At 57.6% G+C, this 16,893-nt stretch carries 13 protein-coding genes; 9 read left to right on the top strand and 4 right to left on the bottom strand.

The genetic code is table 11. The features are described 5' to 3' along the window. Positions 1-145: 145 nt before the first annotated feature. From OHL22_RS09450 to OHL22_RS09435, 4 genes are all read left to right on the top strand, one after another. The gene (locus OHL22_RS09450; RefSeq protein ID WP_263336031.1) at positions 146-841 is read left to right on the top strand and encodes a sigma-70 RNA polymerase sigma factor region 4 domain-containing protein; all 696 of its coding nucleotides are present in this window, start codon (positions 146-148) and stop codon (positions 839-841) included. A 341-nt stretch (positions 842-1,182) separates the two neighbouring features. After that, positions 1,183-2,544, top strand: coding sequence for a TolC family protein (locus tag OHL22_RS09445; RefSeq protein ID WP_263336028.1), 1,362 nt, complete (start codon positions 1,183-1,185; stop codon positions 2,542-2,544). A gap of 2 nt (positions 2,545-2,546) precedes the next feature. Next, positions 2,547-3,776 (top strand): HlyD family secretion protein, encoded by a 1,230-nt coding sequence (locus OHL22_RS09440; protein ID WP_263336026.1) that lies wholly within the window; start codon positions 2,547-2,549, stop codon positions 3,774-3,776. A 252-nt stretch (positions 3,777-4,028) separates the two neighbouring features. Further along, entirely contained in the window at positions 4,029-5,822 is a 1,794-nt protein-coding gene (locus OHL22_RS09435) for a phospholipase C (RefSeq protein ID WP_263336023.1), read from the top strand. 16 nt (positions 5,823-5,838) lie between these two features. Here OHL22_RS09435 and OHL22_RS09430 read toward each other — a convergent pair whose 3' ends face one another. After that, complete coding sequence (locus OHL22_RS09430; RefSeq protein WP_263336019.1) at positions 5,839-6,051, bottom strand: hypothetical protein; 213 nt, start codon at positions 6,049-6,051, stop codon at positions 5,839-5,841. Here OHL22_RS09430 and OHL22_RS09425 point away from each other — a divergent pair. The 3 genes from OHL22_RS09425 to tsaE are packed head-to-tail and all read left to right on the top strand — an operon-like array spanning position 6,050 to position 9,802. Continuing rightward, entirely contained in the window at positions 6,050-7,612 is a 1,563-nt protein-coding gene (locus OHL22_RS09425) for a multicopper oxidase family protein (protein WP_263336017.1), read from the top strand. The genes OHL22_RS09430 and OHL22_RS09425 overlap by 2 nt on opposite strands. A gap of 54 nt (positions 7,613-7,666) precedes the next feature. Then, positions 7,667-9,316, top strand: coding sequence for an NAD(P)H-hydrate dehydratase (locus OHL22_RS09420; protein ID WP_263336014.1), 1,650 nt, complete (start codon positions 7,667-7,669; stop codon positions 9,314-9,316). Between the two features lie 27 nt (positions 9,317-9,343). Then, entirely contained in the window at positions 9,344-9,802 is a 459-nt protein-coding gene (gene tsaE / locus OHL22_RS09415) for a tRNA (adenosine(37)-N6)-threonylcarbamoyltransferase complex ATPase subunit type 1 TsaE (protein ID WP_263336011.1), read from the top strand. Between the two features lie 153 nt (positions 9,803-9,955). Here tsaE and OHL22_RS09410 read toward each other — a convergent pair whose 3' ends face one another. The 3 genes from OHL22_RS09410 to OHL22_RS09400 all read right to left on the bottom strand — a co-directional run bounded on the left by OHL22_RS09410 (position 9,956) and on the right by OHL22_RS09400 (position 13,393). Continuing rightward, positions 9,956-11,104, bottom strand: coding sequence for a trans-sulfuration enzyme family protein (locus OHL22_RS09410; protein WP_263336010.1), 1,149 nt, complete (start codon positions 11,102-11,104; stop codon positions 9,956-9,958). Positions 11,105-11,154: 50 nt separating this feature from the next. After that, positions 11,155-12,108 carry a cysteine synthase A gene (gene cysK / locus OHL22_RS09405; protein ID WP_263336009.1) on the bottom strand — a complete coding sequence of 318 codons (954 nt, stop codon included), beginning with the start codon at positions 12,106-12,108 and terminating at the stop codon, positions 11,155-11,157. Positions 12,109-12,205: 97 nt separating this feature from the next. Further along, the gene (locus OHL22_RS09400) at positions 12,206-13,393 is read right to left on the bottom strand and encodes a hypothetical protein (protein ID WP_263336006.1); all 1,188 of its coding nucleotides are present in this window, start codon (positions 13,391-13,393) and stop codon (positions 12,206-12,208) included. A gap of 1,367 nt (positions 13,394-14,760) precedes the next feature. Here OHL22_RS09400 and OHL22_RS09395 point away from each other — a divergent pair. Both OHL22_RS09395 and OHL22_RS09390 read left to right on the top strand, forming a co-directional pair. Next, positions 14,761-15,135, top strand: coding sequence for a hypothetical protein (locus OHL22_RS09395; protein WP_263336004.1), 375 nt, complete (start codon positions 14,761-14,763; stop codon positions 15,133-15,135). A gap of 196 nt (positions 15,136-15,331) precedes the next feature. Continuing rightward, the gene (locus tag OHL22_RS09390) at positions 15,332-16,696 is read left to right on the top strand and encodes a TROVE domain-containing protein (RefSeq protein ID WP_263336001.1); all 1,365 of its coding nucleotides are present in this window, start codon (positions 15,332-15,334) and stop codon (positions 16,694-16,696) included. Positions 16,697-16,893: the final 197 nt, after the last annotated feature.

Raw genomic sequence — 16,893 nt, 5'->3', positions numbered from 1 at the left:
GCGCAGGTGTTAACCATCGGTCAAAACGCAATATGGATTCTTCGTCGAGTTGACGCAACACATGAACCGGATTGAGGATAAAATAAGAGGTCCAGCAGTCCGTCCCTGCCCGATCGCCGAGTCCGAATCTTCCCGGAGGTGGGCTATGCCATCCAATCCAATATCACTCGACGGTAGATTTATTCCCGAGGTACCGCTGCATCCGGATGGCCCGGGAGTGTTTCAAACCATGGTTGGCATGCTGGACGGAAACCCGAAGGATGCAGCGCAGGTGGAGGCAGAATTGGCAAAGTGGGATGGTGTATTAGATCAGATTGCCGCTGAGCAGTATCGGATCGCTTCCATGCTGCTGGGCGAGGGTGAAGTAGCGATAGCTGCTGTCGAAGGGGTGGTCGCTGCAATCGACCTCAACTCCTGTAGCGATCCCGAGGATGCACGGCATCAGGCGCGAATGCTGCTGGCCGAGAACGCGATTGCCAGTCTGGTGCAGGGCGATCCGGCTTCACTGGCAGCTCCAGAGGGCGAAAGCGGCCCGGCGAGCTGTATCGAAGACGATGATCTTTCAGCGGCCGGTGTCACCCCTGCGGAGCTCGAACAGATGATCAGCGGTCCTGAAAATCGCAGGCTCCGCCAATGGCTCGAGGGTCTCACACCGCAACTTCGCGTGATTTTTGTCTTGCGGGCGATTGCGGGCCTGAACTCCGCCGAGGTCGCTGGACTTCTGTCGCTCGATGGCGGTGAACAGGCGCAGGGCTGGACTCCAGATGGCGTGCGCATTGCTTTCCGCCAGGCACTTTGCTCTCTGGCCTCGCAGCTTATCCATCTCTCCGCAGCTCGGTAAGTTGTCTTGTCTTGGTACTATAGCGCACGAACGCCCGTCACAGGCGTTCGATGACCTGTTCGTGGTTTATTCTTCTTGAGATTCCATAAGGCGGTTTTCCAGCCGCTGCAGCACCCCAGAGCTGTGTCCGGCAGTTTTCGCAGCCGTATGCGCTTTGTTTTGGAACCTTTCGCGCACCTTACCGCATCCATTAGCAGACCAGCGAAACGCTTTGAGTGAGAGTGACCTCCGAAAAAATGCAAAACCAACCTTCTCCTCCAGCCAACCCATCCAGGAGATTCCTGTGTCCGGTCCGGCTGGCGAACATCTCGTTAGCGGCAGGGTTGTTAGCCGCGGTCGCCATGCCGGCTTTCTCCCAGATCAGTCTGGGCAGCCAGCAGTCGGCGCCGACGCCACCGCCCGCATCCAGCTACCAGGGCGGAGTAACCAAAGGGACGGCCACGCAGGATACGCTGTCTCTGACACTTGATGACGCTGTCCAGCGCGGTCTGCAAAATAACCTCGGCCTGTTGCTTTCCAATACCCAGATAACCAGCGCTCGTGGCGAGCGGCTCCAGGATCTGCAAAAGCTGCTTCCCTCCGTGGACGGCAATATCAAAGAGGCCTACCAGCAGGTCGATCTTGCTGCCGAGGGTCTCCGCATTCCCGGCGTGCCAACCGTGATCGGACCCTTCGGCTACACCGATCTGCGCGCAAATCTTTCCTGGACCGTTTTCAGCCTGAACTCAATCAAGACCTACCTTGCTTCCAAGCATTATTTCGAGGCATCCAAGCTCTCGGCAGAAGATGCGAAGCAAATGGTGATTCTTACCATCGGCAACGCATATCTTAAGGTTCTCGCCGATGAAGCTCAGATCGATGCCACGCAGGCCCAGGTGGAAACCTCGAAGGTTTCGCTCGATCAGGCCGTCAGCAATCATGCTGCCGGAACCGCCCCGCGCCTCGATCAGCTTCGCGCCCAGGTTGACTACCAGAGCCTGCAGCAGCAACTGATCGTCGCGAAGAATACGGCAGAAAAAGACAAACTGGCTCTCGCGCACATCATTGGTCTGCCTCTGGCTCAGAAATTCGAAGTGGCAGACAAAGCTCCCTACGCAGCCTTCGACCAGCCTGATGTGCAGACAGCAATCAAACAGGCCCTCGACACGCGCAAAGACCGTCAGGCCTCGACAGAGATCACCAAGGCCAATCAGGACGAGCGCAAGGCCGCAACTTACGATCGTCTGCCGACAGTAAAGGCCGACGCCGATTACGGCGACATTGGTGTCAACGTTCGCAGCTCGCACGGCACGGTCGATGCAACAGGCACCCTGACGATTCCGATCTTCAAGGAAATGCAGTTCCGCGGTGAAGCGCAGGTGGCGCAGGCTCAGCTCGATCAGCAGCTAGCGCAGCAAAGCGATCTGGATGCGCAGATAGAAGCCGATGTACGCGATGCGCTGCTCGACATCGCTTCCTCGCAGCAGCAGGTAGAAGTATCCAAATCGAATGTGGATCTCTCGGAGCAGGAGCTTTCCGATGCGCAGCAGCGATACAAGGCTGGCGTAAGCGACAACCTCGCCGTTTCCGATGCGCAACGCAGCGTCGCCGAGGCCAACAGTCAATATGTCAACAGCCTCTACCAGCACAACGTAGCCAAGCTCAATCTGGCCCGTGCCATGGGTGTGGCGCAGAACTACAAACAGTTTCTAGGAGGTAAGTAAACGTGGCGGACGCAACTCCAGCCTCCGGCGCGCAGCCGGACCCGAAGGGAGCGGTAACTCCTCAGCCCAAGAAGTCGCGTCGCGGCATTCTACTGATTGTCCTCGCAGTTCTGGTCATTGCCGGCGGTCTCTTCTATTGGCACTCGACCTATTACGAAGACACCGACGACGCCCAGATCAGTGGCCATCTGATTCAGGTAAGCGCGCGTATCAACGGACAGGTCATCAAGGTCAACGTCGACGAAAATCAGTTCGTTACCAAAGGCACCGTGATCGCAGAGCTCGATCCGGCTGACTATCAGGTTGCCGTTGAGAATGCCGAAGCTGGCCTCGCCAGTGCCAAGGCCGCCGCCGTGGCCGCGAGAGTCAATGTGCCGATCACCAGTGTGAACACAGGCAGCAACCTGCGTTCGGCAAGCGCGGATGTCACCGGTTCTCACGCCTCGGTATTGCAGGCACAGAGCCAGTTGATCGCCGCGCAGGCAAGGGTCGAGCAGGCCAAGGCAAACAGCATCAAATCGCAGTCTGATCTGGAACGCTACAAGCCGCTCGTCGCCAAAGACGTGATCAGCAAGCAGCAGTTTGACGCTGCTGTAGCTGCTGCCGACGCCGACAAGGCCGCGTTGGCTGATGCGCAGGCGCAGGTGCAGGCCTCGCAGGAAGCCGTTCGCGTAGCCAACCAGCGCGAGGCTCAGTCGGAAGCATCGTATAAGTACGCCGAAACCGCTCCGCAACAGGTCGCCGCGCAGGATGCCCGCGCAAAACAGGCTGAGGCGCAGGTCGAGGCAGCTCAGGCTCAGCTCGATCAAGCCAAGCTCAACCTCAGCTACACCAAGATCGTTGCTCCGGCCAACGGCATTGTGACGCGCAAGAACCTTGAACTTAACCAGAATGTCTCGCCTGGGCAGAACCTGCTTACGCTCGTATCGCTCGACGATATCTGGATCACGGCTAACTTCAAGGAAACACAATTGCGCCACGTTTCCGCTGGTCAGTCGGTCGAGATCCACGTAGATTCGACAGGCCGCGATTATCAAGGCAAGGTAACGCAGGTTGGCGGCGCCACCGGCTCCGTGCTCTCGCTCTTCCCGCCGGAAAACGCCACCGGCAACTATGTCAAGGTAGTGCAGCGCATCCCCGTTCGTGTCGATTTCACCAACCTTGCACAAGAAGACAAGGATCATCTGCTGCGCCCCGGCATGTCAGTTGAGCCGAAGGTCAAGGTAAAGTAAGCGCATCCATCCGGCATCGGTAGCCGGATGCCATTAGAGCCGCGAGCCAAATCGGTTCGCGGCTCTTTTGCTTTGGAATCCCCCAAATTTCGAGGCTGGAACTCATCCGAAACGAGCGAAATTGCTTCCGTTTGGCCTGTCAAGCAAAAACGCTCATGAATTTGCACTACAGTCACACAACTTTGAACAACGTGTTACAGAAGCCATCTACAACTCTTCTGTCATTGCTTGCAGCAATGATATGGAGGTAGCATGCGCAGATTTCTCGCGGCGTCGCTCTCGGCGATGATCGCAGTCAGCACCATCCCTTTCCCGTCTTTTGCTGAATCGCACAACCGCCAGCAGGACGAGCCTGAGACCACGACACCGATCAAGCACGTTGTCGTCATCTTTGGCGAAAACATCTCGTTTGATCACTACTTCGGCACCTATCCCAAGGCGCAGAACAATTCCGGAGAAACTCGCTTCCACTACATCCCCTCCACTCATCCCGGACACGACGTGGCAAACAACCTGATCACGCCGCTCGATCCCACTAAAGATTTCGCGCCGATCAAGAACCTGAACCTGTTGACCGACAATCCGAATGGACCCACAGGCTCGGGCGCAACCTTCAATGGCACCTCGGCGGCCAATCCCTTCCGTCTCGCTCCTTCCCAGGCCGGCACAGCCGATCAGAGCCACGCTCCTAAGCCGGAACAAGTCGCATACGACAACGGCAAGGTCGATCAGTTCCCAGGATCGACGGGCGCCGCTGGTCCGCCGCCTTCCGCCACCGCAGATTCTCAGGCTGCTCTCAGCAAGGGCCTGGTGATGGGCTACTTTGACGGCAACACTGTCACTGCGATGTGGAATTACGCGAACCACTTCGCCCTCAACGACAACACCTATACCTCGCAGTTTGGCCCATCTACCCCAGGCGCTATCAATCTGATCTCCGGCCAGACCAACGGCTTTGCCCAGTACACCAACGTCGTCAGCGGAACGACGCTGCTGCACAATTCTCATGAAGTTTTTGACGGACAGGGTGGATTCACACTGATCGGCGATGCCGAGCCTCTCGGTGATACCTGCTCCGCCACTGCTTCCGACAATGTCGCGTTTGCCGGCAAAAACATCGGTGACTTGCTTAACTCCAAGAACATCACCTGGGGCTGGTTCCAGGGCGGCTTCAACCTTGAGCTGACCAACGCCAATGGCACCACAGGCTGCCAGCGCTCCACGCCGAACGCGATTCCCGGCTACGGCGGTGTTCCTCAGGCGGACTATGTCGAGCACCATGAGCCATTCCAGTACTACGCCTCCACGGCCAACCTGACCCACGCCCGTCCTAGCTCGATCAAGGCCATCGGCAGCAGCTACGAGTGGGGCTCCAAGAAGAAGGATCCCGCAAATCATCAGTACGACACGGATGATTTCTTCACCGCGCTCGACAACGGCATCCTGCCCTCGGTCACTTTCCTCAAGGCTCCGTCCTTCGAGGACGCGCACCCGGGCAACTCCGATCCCGTCGATGAGCAGGCTTTTGTCGTGAACGTAATTAATGCGCTCCAGGAAAGCACCTTCTGGGATTCCACCGCCGTTGTCATCACCTATGACGACTCCGACGGCTGGTACGACCACCAGATGCCCTCCATCGTGAACCCTTCCACCAGCCTCACGGTCGACGCGCTCAATGCTCCGGGCGTCTGCCAGACCGGCGCTCAGCAGAAGGAAGACGGCAAGACGCCGGATCGCAAAAAACCGCTCAATGGCGTTGGCGGCCTGCCGGTTCTCGGACGCTGCGGCTACGGCACGCGTCTTCCGCTACTCGTGATTTCACCCTGGGCAAAAGACAACTACATCGACCACACCCTGCTCGATCAGACCTCCATCATCCGCTTCATCGAAGACAACTTCCTCGGTGGCAAGCGGATTCAGCCGGGCGGCTCGTTTGACTCAGTCGCCAACTCCATCGCGCCGATGTTCGACTTCAATCGTCCTGAGCACGAAGTCAAGAAGCGCAAGCTGTTCCTCGATCCCAACACCGGCGCGATCGTCGAATAGCTTTGCGGAGGCAAACTTAACTTTGCATAGCAAACTGACGCTGCGCTTCGGCAATGGAGCGCAGCGAATTTTTTTGTTTGAAACATTCAACCAGCATTCTGAAAGATATGGATTCTTCACGGCGAACGATCCTGTTGCGCGGCGCAAAAGGAATTGCGGCTTTGGCGGCAGGGCAGAGCGGTTTATTCGGCAATCTTGAGTTGATGTCCCAAAGCCCGATGCCGGGCATGACTCACCATCTCGTCAGCGAACAGGCAAAGCAGCAATCCACAGTGCGGCCATGGCTGCATCCTGAGCGGCTGGCGAGGTACGTCGATCCGCTGCCCAAACCTGAGCCCCTCGTCGCAAAAGAGACACGGCCCCATCCGCACAAGCCCGGAGGGCAGGTAGCCTATCACCGTATCGCCATGCGCCGTGTGGATGTAAAGGTGCATCGCGATCTGCCGCCCACCAGCATCTGGAGCTACGGCTCCACAGCGCCAGGCCCGACCATCGAAGCACGCAAAGGCGAGCCGATGATGATCGAGTGGGTCAACGAACTGCCCGAGAAACATTTCCTCCCCGTCGATCACACGCTCTGCGGAGCCGGAAAAGATTTGCCTGAAGTACGGACTGCTGTGCATGTGCATGGTGCGCGTGTCGAAGCGGATAGCGATGGGTATCCCGAAGATTGGTCGGTATCGGGACAAAGCAAGACGGCTTTCTACCCAATGGAGCAGGACGCTGCGACGCTCTGGTACCACGACCATGCCATGGGCATCGAGCGCCTCAATCAATACGCAGGACTCTTCGGCTTCTTTCTGGTTCGCGATACCGAGGAAGACGCATTGAATCTGCCGCGCGGCAAATACGAGATTCCGCTCGCCATCAGCGACCGCCTCTTCTACGCCGACGGAGGCTTGCATTACCCCGACTCCGGCGACCCCGAGGCTCCGTGGGTCTCTGAGGTCTACGGTGACGTCATCCTCGCGAACGGCGTGATCTGGCCTTATCTTGATGTGGAGCCGCGCCTGTATCGCATTCGCCTGCTTAACGCATCCAACTCGCGCACCTATTTCTTCTCGCTTTCCAACGGCCACGCCTTTCATCAGATCGGAACAGATCAGGGCCTGCTCGCCGCCCCCGTGGAAATGAAGCAGTTGATGCTTGCACCCGCGGAGCGAGCCGATCTGTTGATCGATTTCTCATCTCTTGCCGGAACGAAATTTGTATTGCAGGACGGAAAGCTCGAAATTCTCCAGTTTCGCGTAGCTGAAACCGCAAACACAGCGAAGACGCAGGCATCGGGCATGCCAACCCTGTTGCGGCATATCGAGCCGATTGCCGAATCCTCTGCCGTGCGCACCCGCAGTTTCACGCTCAACGAATACATGGACCCCAAGACGCGGCTGATGCTCATGCTGCTCAACGGGCAGTACTGGCATGATCCTGTCACCGAAAAGCCACTGCTCGACTCGGTCGAGATATGGAGTCTGATCAACACAACCCAGGATGTTCATCCCATCCATCTGCACCTGGTGCGCTTCCAGATTCTCGACCGTCTTCCCTTCGATGTCGATACCTTTCTCAATAACAAGCAGCTCAATTACTTGGGAAGCGCAGCTCCGCCGGAGCCAAATGAGCGCGGCTGGAAGGACACCGTCAAGGCCCATCCCGAGACGGTGACGCGCATCATTGTGCCCTTCCAGGGCTATGCAGGGCGATACGTATGGCACTGCCATCTGCTCGAGCATGCCGCCCGCGAGATGATGCGTCCTTTTGAGGTGGTATCGGCTACGCACAAGGCGTGAGCCAATCTCCCGTTCGCGCATCGAATGAGATAGCAGTGCTCTAGGATGAAGCGTATGAAGGTTTTAACTGCCGCCGAAATGCAGGCCTGCGACCGCGTGACGGTCGAGCGCTATGGCGTGCCATCTCTTAAGCTCATGCGATCGGCCTCCTTTGCCGTAGCCGCTATCGCAAGGCAGCTTTTCTCCGATGCGCATCGTGTACTTGTACTCTGCGGCCGTGGCAACAACGGCGGCGACGGCATGATGACCGCGCGGCTTCTCGCAGAAGCAGGATTGCAGGTCAACACCATTCTTCTCGGTGCTCCTGATGGCTTGAAGGGCGACGCCGCTGCTGCCTGGGAAGAACTGCAAGCCTTTGCCCACGCGCAGAGACAGCAAAGCTCGATTCACCTCGTCACATCGGCCGAAGAATTTTTGCCGCTGAATGCGCTTCTTCAAGCTGATCTCATCATCGATGCCTTGGTCGGTACAGGCTTTCAACCGCCGCTCCGAGGGCTGCCGCTGGCAGCATTGCAGTGGGTTGAGCAAGGGGCACGCGAAGCAAAGATTCTCGCCATCGATCTTCCTTCAGGCTGGAGCGCGGACATAAGCGCAGATACGGCAGAAGGCAGCCCCGCATTTCCTGCCGATGCTGTCGTCACCTTCACTGCGCCAAAACCGGCCCATGTCTTCGGCCTGCTGACACGTGGGCTCTCCGACCCCGTCATCATTGCGCCCATCGGCTCTCCAAACGAAGCCATCATTTCCAATCTCGGTCTGCACTGGTCTGGATCATCCAAGGCCATCGCGGATGTCGAACGCCCCGCAAATTCAAATAAAGGCATGTACGGCCATGTGCTCGTGATTGGGGGCAGTTCCGGCAAATCAGGCGCTCCGGCAATGTCCTCGCTCGCAGCCATGCGCTCCGGCGCGGGACTGGTGACGGCCGCCGTCACACCCTCAGTGCTGCCCTTGGTTGCTGCAATTGCGCCGGAGTTGATGACGCATGCACTTGCCGTCAATCCCGATGGCGAAATCTCCGCCGGGAACCTGCACCCGGAACGGCTCGAAGCATTGCTCAAACGCATCACGGTTCTGGCCATAGGCCCAGGTCTCGGAACCGAGCCGCAGACCGCCGAGTTCGTGCTCGGCCTCTTGGAACAGAGCAGATTATCCGCAGTCGTCGATGCCGACGGATTGAACATCCTGGCCGCAAACCCGAATCGCATCGCCGCGATCGCGAAAGGCCGTACGCTCGTGCTGACGCCGCATCCCGGTGAGATGGCGCGGCTTGCAGGCAAAAAGACCGCTGAGATTGAAGCAGACCGCATCAACATCGCACGCGATTTTGCAACGAAGTATGGGCTGACGTTGGTGCTAAAAGGATGGCGTACACTCATCGCTCACCCCGATGGACAGATCGCCGTCAACACCACAGGCAACCCCGCGATGGCAAAGGGCGGTAGTGGCGACCTGCTGACCGGCATGGTTGCAGCCATGCTCGCACAGCATCCACACGATGTTGCCAGAGCAGTGGAAACTGCCGTGTATCTTCACGGATTAGCGGCCGATATTACTGTTAGGGAGCCCGGAATTGGCGGCGACCAGCACACGCTGCTCGCAACCGACTCTCTGGCGAATCTGTACCGTGCTTTCCACTATCATCCACAGGCCGAAAACGGATACGTTTGGCTCCAGGGCATTTCACCTGACCTCGGCTCATAACAGGTTTTCTCGCCATACAGGAGCGCCATGACAAAGACTGCTGCCGCAAGCCACGAATACGAGAGCAAATCCGCTGCCGGAACCGTAGCCATTGGCCGCAAGCTCGTCGACAATCTGACGCCGCCGAAGTTGTTGATTCTGCGGGGTGATCTGGGCGCAGGCAAAACGACGCTGGTCAAGGGGATAGCCTCGGCGCTTGGCGCAGCCGATCCCGATGAAGTGACAAGCCCCACGTTTACCCTGGTGCATGAGTATGCCGGTACGCTCAACGGCAAATCTGTGAAACTGCTGCATCTCGATCTATATCGCCTCGAAACCGAGCGTCAGTTGGATTCGCTTGGGTTCGAAGAAATGCGAACGGATGACGCCATCGTTCTCGTCGAGTGGGGAGAAAAGTTCGAGAGCATCCGCAAGCATGCTGATGGTGAAATTGTGGTGACTTCAACCGGCGGCGACGCGCGCAAGATCGTAGTCACGCTGAACTGACGAAAAACGCTGCGCAATGCGCGTGTGACGATGTGCAATAAACGTCAGATACTGCGTAATCGGCGTGCCACGTTGCGCAATACTCGACAGACGCTGGTCAATACGTGTCCCGCGATGCGCAATCTTTCGCCGGACATCTTGCATGTATGTGGTCTATACGTGATCGAGCGCCTGGGACAGATCCGCGATCAGGTCGTCCTTGTCCTCGATGCCGACCGAGAGCCGCACCAGCCCCTGCGTGATGCCAATCTTGAGGCGCTGCTCTTCGGTGAGCGCGGCATGGGTCGAGGTAGCCGAGTGCGACGCAAGCGATTCGACTCCGCCAAGTGACTCGGCATTCAAAAAGATTTTGACGCTCTTCAGGAACCGGTCAACGGCTTCGCGCGATCCAAGCTCCAGCGTCATCATCGAGCCGAAGCCCTTCTGCTGCCGCTTCGCAAGCTCATGCTGCGGATGCGTCTCAAGGCCCGGATAGAAAATCTTCTGCACCTTTGCATGCTTCGCAAGAAATGCGGCAACGGCGCGGCCGTTCTCTTCATGCTGCTTCATGCGTAGCGGCAGGGTCTTGATGCCGCGCAGCACCAGGAAGCACTCGAACGGCGACAGAATACCGCCCATGGCTTTCTGCATCAGCAGGAAGCGGTCTTTGTGCTCCGGCTTGGTGCCAATCAGCGCACCGCCGAGGCCGTCGGAGTGACCGTTCAAAAACTTCGTCGTCGAATGCATGACGATGTCGGCGCCAAGTGCGATGGGGCTCTGCAGCGCGGGCGACATAAACGTGTTGTCGACGCTGACTTCGACACCGGCCTTATGTACCACTTCAGCTACCGCTGCGATATCAGTAAGCTGCATCAGCGGATTGGTCGGCGTCTCGACATGCACCAGCTTTGTGTTGGCCTTAATGGACTTCTTGAGCAGATCGAGATCAGTGAGATCGACGTATTCAATCTCAATGCCGAAGTGTTGAATGACCCGATCGAGCAGGCGCGCCGTGCCGCCGTAGACATTCTGCGAGCAGATCAGATGATCCCCCGCATGGAGCGGTGAGACCAGCGCCGTGATAGCCGCCATGCCGCTCGAAAACGCGTGGCCGCACGTGCCGCCTTCGAGCGCGGTGAGAGCCTCTTCCAGCCGCGCGCGCGTGGGGTTTCCAGCGCGGGAGTAGTCCCATCCCTTGTCTGTGCCGACTCCTGTCAGCTCAAAGGTAGAGGTCAGGTAGACCGGAACATTGACGGCGCCAGTTTGTGGATCGGGCTGCTGGCCTGCGTGTACGGCAAGCGTTGCGTATTTGTATTCAGACATAGTCAGTTATTAGCTTATCGCGTCGAACTTGTATCGATGCCAAGGCTGCGTCACACACCACCCTCGAAGATCTTCTTCGAGAGATAGCGCTCAGCCGAGTCGGGAATGATGAGAGCGATGCGCTTGCCTGCGCCTAGTTCGCGTGCAAGCTGTGCAGCGGCATGTACAGCCGCTCCGGCGCTTGATCCGCCCAGCAGGCCTTCTACCGCCGCAAGGCGTTTCACCATCGCAAACGCATCCTCATCACTCACGGCAACGATGCGGTCGCAGAACTCGCGATGAAAGGTTTCAGGGATAAAGCTGACACCGATACCTTCCACCTTGTGCTTGCCCGGCGCGCCACCCTGCAAGATCGATCCCTGTGTCTCGACGGCTACGGTGATGCAGGCAGCGTTTTTCTCTTTGAGAAAGCGCGCAATGCCGCTGAACGTGCCGCCAGTGCCAACGCCGGCAACAAAGGCGTCGACGCGGCCTTCCATCTGCTCCCATATCTCAACGGCGGTTGTGTCGTGATGAAAGTCGGGATTGGCCTGATTGCTGAACTGCATCGCGGTGAATGAATCTGGAATAGCTTCCGCAGCCTTACGCGCACGGTCGATCGCGCCCTTCATGCCTTCCGCTTCCGGCGTGCGAATCACTTCCGCACCAAAACCACGCATGAGAATGCACTTCTCTTCGGCAAATCCTTCGGGGACGAAGAGCTTTACTTTATATCCGCGATTCACGCCGATAAGCGCAAGGCCGACACCGGTGTTGCCTGCCGTTGCTTCCAGAATGGTCGAACCGGGATGCAGCAGCCCGCGCGCCTCGGCATCGAGAATCATGCCCAGTGCGGCGCGGTCTTTGATGCTGCCGCCTGGGTTCAGGAATTCGAGCTTGGCAAAAAGCGCTGCGTCAGTCACAGCTGCAATGTGATTGAGGCGCAGCATCGGAGTGGAGCCAACAAGCTGGGTAATGTCGTCGGCGACGTGCAAAACGCGTGTGACAGAAGCGGCGATGGACATGCTCGTCCAGTGTAGCGCGCATGGCAAACTTAGCCTGCGGGCAGGGTGTGCATGCTTTAGTGAACTGGTCCGGCTGTCTGCAGGCGGCCGGAATGGACTACGCTTCTACATTTTCCTGCATAATCGCTAGTTCTCGCGGTCCTCGCACGAAGCCATATATGCCAGTGAGCACATTTACGAACAAGCCAATGATTGAAGACAGCAGACCCAGCGTGAGAACAGCCTTCATGGTTCCGAGGTCAACACGCCAGATGTAAATGATTTGGAGAATGACCGTAAGCACGATGGTCAAAAGACCGCTCCACCAATACACAAAGCGGCGGGAACAGTGGACAACATAGAGAACGCCCGCCAAAAAACCGATGGAGGCCGCGGCTATAACCAGCAACAGTTCGAGATTCAGGCCTGCGTATTTGGGGCCTAATATCAGGAGGAATAGCCGCGGGAAGAGGGCTGCGGCGCCGGTGATGGAACCGCAGAGACCCAACGTAGCTGCGAGCATGACGACATAGCTGGACTTGAGCTGAGCTTTGGATATTTTGGCGAAGTAAGGCTCCAGGAGGAGTGGATTCATCTGCGTAAAGACGGTGTAAATTTGTGCGAGACGGCCCAGAGCGCCGATATTTGCAACTCCATCGATGCGTCCAAAAATAGTGATGAGAAGAACCGAGATTTGTCCCTGAACCGCATAAAAGATGGCCCCTGGTATGGAGGGCACCGCCAGGTGAATGATGGCGCGTCGTTTTTCCTTGGAAGGGTTTCCGCGTACTCCGAGAAGATGCCTGGCCCGAAAGTAATAGATCTGGCTGATTAAAATAATGCCGCTGACATTGATAAGGATGGCTGCAAAGGCGTTAAGCCAATGCAATGCCCAGAAGAGGAGCAGCAGCGCGAGAGTGCCGAGGCTTGAAGCCTTTTGCGCCCAAAGCCATCGCTCGCGGTCGCGGCGAACGATGAGCACCGCGCCGTAGGCGCCGGAAAGACGCGAGAACCAGGCGGAGACGAGCAGGATGGCAATCATGGAGGCGACGATCTGCCAATCCCAGGGTTGATGGCGGACGATGAGTGGGAACCCGATAATAGCGACCGGTGCTACTAGGAAGTAAAGCCGGTGTGACAATTGCCGCAGAGATGCAACGTGGTCGGCAATCCACTGCAGGTCATCGATGCGATCGCCGATAAGCGGGATCAGCGAGCTGGAGAGACTGATGTCGGACAGGATGGTAAGAGTGCCGAGGAAGCCGAAGACGACGGTAAACTTAGCGTATTCCGGCTTCGGTAGCATGCGAACGCATAGGAAGCCGTAGAGTAGGCTTGCGGCTGTGGAGATTCCCTGAGAAGGCAGGAACTGGAGGAAACGCCGCAGTCTTGGAAAGAAAATGGCTTGAAATGATTGCAGGCGGCTCACGGGTTGCAGCGGTAGCTTCTCCTTGATGATGAGTGCGTTGCATCGAGCCGAGGTGTAAAGCACCGGCCCGGAGGAGCGTCAGATTTTGCCTGACGGCTTTTGCCTGTCAGCGGCAGGAGATGTTGAGCGCCGGTTTGACCCGCACACTTATCTCCATCATACCTATTTCCAAATGTGAGCCCCATCCTGGCGTGCTCCGGGGTCTTTTAGTTTGAGACAGGCATGGTTGTAATGAGTGACTGGCTGGCAATTCACGATGTTGTCATATATTGCCACGGTGGAGTACCTGCCATCCGGGTAGTGAGATAGTCCAAGGTCTATGAGCGGCAAGTTTTCCACCGATATATTGGCAGGGCTATATATATTTCTCGCAAACATTGCCATAAGTGCTTGCAATTTTCGTGTAAGTTGTGGCAATCTAACTTCGCGTAGGAGAAACGCCCGATGGAACACATGACGCACAACTCGATTTACCAGGTGCGTGAGCTGGCAGAGCCGAAGTCCGGCTTTACCGGCGTCCGGGCGTGGCTTCCTGATTACCAGTAATCCCCTTGCTGGCGCATCCTACGCAAAGCGCATGCACATTGGATTTCCGTATTTTCTGCTGAGGGTATTGCTGTTTCTCGCAGTCATCTCGCTGCTTTGATCCCAAATGGGATCAAGCGGTGCAATGGCGAAGGCAGCAGACCTGATGCCAACAAACTCTTCCCAGGTGGCGAAGGGTGCGGGTACTTCGACTGACGAACGATAACCCCCGCTCCTGTTTGTTCCCCTGGGAAGACCTGGAAGAGTTTCAGACTTATTAGATCAATTGACGCCCAGGATAAGTTATCCGCGGTGAACAAGGTAAGTCTGTCTCTAAGTTATGCGCCGGTGGCGACAGGAGAGAGCTACTTCCTGCCATGAAACAGCGGGGAAAGGAAACCCCGCCGGAAGATCGCTCTGCGGAATAGAACTCTGCGTCTTTTGCGCGGCAGTGTTGAGGGACTGGGTTTCGCAGGCGATCTTCCGAACTCTCGCCGTTTATTCCCCGGCGCAGTGGATGTGCAACGCAATCAACAGCCACCTGGCCGGTGGCGCAGGCAACGGATACTTCGACGATAAACCGCGTGTGGAGGGTTCGAATCCCTCGTGAGGCGCAAGCTTCAATAGCTCAGTGGTAGAGCAACGGTAAGAGCCCGTCGCCGACTTATTCCCCGGCCAGCTTTTCTTCCGGCACGCGCCGGATAGCGAGTGATGAGGATATGGGAAAGACATACATGAAGAATGGGACGCCCGTCGGCAATGAAAACCTCTGCCAGAGCTGCAGCAATGCGCAGATCACGACTGGATACCGCGAGTCGGACATGCTGGTGATCTGCACCAATGTGTATCCGAGCATTGCGGTCCCGTTTGTGGTGCATCAATGCACAGATTTTCAGGACAAGTTCAAACCCACCTGGCAGCAGATGGAGAAGCTTGCGATCGAAATTCAGCCTGTCAGAGTTTCGAAGAAGATGCGGGGATTCGGTGCGACTTCAGGTGAGACCGAAAAACCGGAATTTGATCCGGCTCCGATAAACGACGAGGACAGTGAAGAAGAATTCGAGGACGTAGACGCTGTTGCACTGAGCGTCTAGTTCCGAACGATAACAATCCTGCCGGTGGCGCAGGGAACGGATACATCGCTCGACACGCGGGGGGTTGCGGGTTCGAGTCCCGCCCCGGACGCAAGTCTGGGTAGCTCAAAGGCAGAGCACCTGGTTCCGTTCCCGACTCATTCCCCGGCAGGGAATTACCGACTTCAGGCATAGCGCCTGAGAAACGAGGCAAACGATGCGATTGAATGTACTGAAACTGGACGACTACGAGAATACTCCGCTGCGCACCCACGAGGGAGCTCCGGCGAAGGTGCTGAGCGCGGAACAGATGCTGCGGCGCTCGGTCCTCTCGTGCATGTTGTGGGAGAAGGAGTTCTACGAGGACGGCCAGTCGATCGCGGATCGCATCCGGATGCTAGTGCCTCGGGTCGCTGCGGCTGAGGTTGCCGCTCTCGCTGTTGAAGCTCGCGAGCGGATGAAGCTGCGTCATGTGCCGCTGTTGCTGGTGCGCGAAATGGCGCGTCATGCAACACACCGCGCGCTGGTGGCGGAAACGCTGCAGCGTGTGATTCAGCGAGCGGATGAGTTGGCTGAGTTTCTGGCCATCTACTGGGCCGAAGGACGCGTTCCTTTGTCGGCGCAGGTGAAGAAGGGGCTTGCTGAGGCATTCGTCAAGTTCGACGAGTACGCGCTGGCCAAGTACGACCGGGCAGCGTCTGTTCGGCTGCGCGACGTGCTGTTCCTTTCGCACGCCAAGCCGCTGGATAGCGAGCAGGCAGAGCTGTGGAAGCGCCTCGTGGCCAACGAGCTTACGGTTCCCGATACCTGGGAGGTGGCGCTGTCGGCTGCCGGACAGGCCGATGGGGTCTCCAAGGCTGGGGTCTGGGAGCGGCTGCTCTCCGAGCGTCGGCTTGGAGCGCTGGCCCTGTTGCGTAACCTGCGCAACATGGCACAGGCCGGGGTACGTGAGGATCTGGTACTGTCGGCGCTGGCTCAGATGAAGACGGAGCGGGTGCTGCCTTTCCGCTTCCTGGCTGCGGCGCGAAATGCTATGCAGTGGGAAGAGGCGCTGGAGCTGGCGATGTTCCGTTCGCTTGAAGGGCGGAGCTCGAAGCTGGCCGGGCACACCATCTTGCTTGTGGATGTCTCGGGCTCGATGGAGTCGCCTTTATCGCGGCGTTCAGAGATGAACCGGACAGACGCGGCATATGGTCTGGCGATTCTGCTGCGGGAGATCGCGCAGCGGGTGTCGATCTACTCCTTTTCGGATGCTGTAAAGCAGGTTCCGGCGAGGCGTGGGTTGGCGCTGCGCGACGCGATTGAACGGAGCCAGCCGCACGGAGGAACGTATCTTGGAGCCGCTCTCAAGCAGGTGGAGTGGGAGCATCCGCGATACGACCGCCTGGTGGTAATCACCGACGAACAGTCGCATGACCGGGTTACCGCTCCGCGCGGGCGTGGGTACGTAATCAACGTAGCCAGTGCGCGCAACGGAGTCGGGTATGGCTCTGGTGATGGCGGATGGATTCATATCGACGGCTTCAGTGAGGCTGTGGTGGAGTACATCGCCGAACTCGAAAAGGAGTCCCAGGCGGTTTAAAAGAGAAAGATGAACAATTCTTGCCGGTGAGTTAATAGCTCGCCGGCAATTTTCTGCTTTCCAGGCCCGTTCTGTAAACGGGCGTATCTGGCTGCGGGGATAGGTATACGGATGGTTACACCTCTCCGGGAAAGGATGAGGTAAGCCGTTCAATTCGTACGGCTTGAGGGTGATTGAAGCATGGCAATGAACTTGCA

Origin of the sequence: Acidicapsa dinghuensis (assembly GCF_025685685.1) — a bacterium.
Taxonomy (GTDB): Bacteria; Acidobacteriota; Terriglobia; order Terriglobales; family Acidobacteriaceae; genus Acidicapsa; species Acidicapsa dinghuensis.
Note: the sequence above shows the minus strand (reverse complement) of the source record. Positions and strands in the feature narration are given on the sequence as shown.

Bases quoted from the DNA above. Each gene is read 5' to 3' on its own strand.
- OHL22_RS09450 (WP_263336031.1), top strand. From the start codon at position 146: ATGCCATCCAATCCAATATCACTCGACGGTAGATTTATTCCCGAGGTA.
- tsaE (WP_263336011.1), top strand. From the start codon at position 9,344: ATGACAAAGACTGCTGCCGCAAGCCACGAATACGAGAGCAAATCCGCT.
- OHL22_RS09410 (WP_263336010.1), bottom strand. From the start codon at position 11,104: ATGTCTGAATACAAATACGCAACGCTTGCCGTACACGCAGGCCAGCAG.
- OHL22_RS09400 (WP_263336006.1), bottom strand. From the start codon at position 13,393: ATGCTACCGAAGCCGGAATACGCTAAGTTTACCGTCGTCTTCGGCTTC.
- OHL22_RS09390 (WP_263336001.1), top strand. From the start codon at position 15,332: ATGCGATTGAATGTACTGAAACTGGACGACTACGAGAATACTCCGCTG.
- OHL22_RS09435 (WP_263336023.1), top strand. From the start codon at position 4,029: ATGCGCAGATTTCTCGCGGCGTCGCTCTCGGCGATGATCGCAGTCAGC.
- OHL22_RS09445 (WP_263336028.1), top strand. From the start codon at position 1,183: ATGCCGGCTTTCTCCCAGATCAGTCTGGGCAGCCAGCAGTCGGCGCCG.
- OHL22_RS09430 (WP_263336019.1), bottom strand. From the start codon at position 6,051: ATGCCCGGCATCGGGCTTTGGGACATCAACTCAAGATTGCCGAATAAA.
- cysK (WP_263336009.1), bottom strand. From the start codon at position 12,108: ATGTCCATCGCCGCTTCTGTCACACGCGTTTTGCACGTCGCCGACGAC.
- OHL22_RS09395 (WP_263336004.1), top strand. From the start codon at position 14,761: ATGGGAAAGACATACATGAAGAATGGGACGCCCGTCGGCAATGAAAAC.
- OHL22_RS09425 (WP_263336017.1), top strand. From the start codon at position 6,050: ATGACTCACCATCTCGTCAGCGAACAGGCAAAGCAGCAATCCACAGTG.
- OHL22_RS09420 (WP_263336014.1), top strand. From the start codon at position 7,667: ATGAAGGTTTTAACTGCCGCCGAAATGCAGGCCTGCGACCGCGTGACG.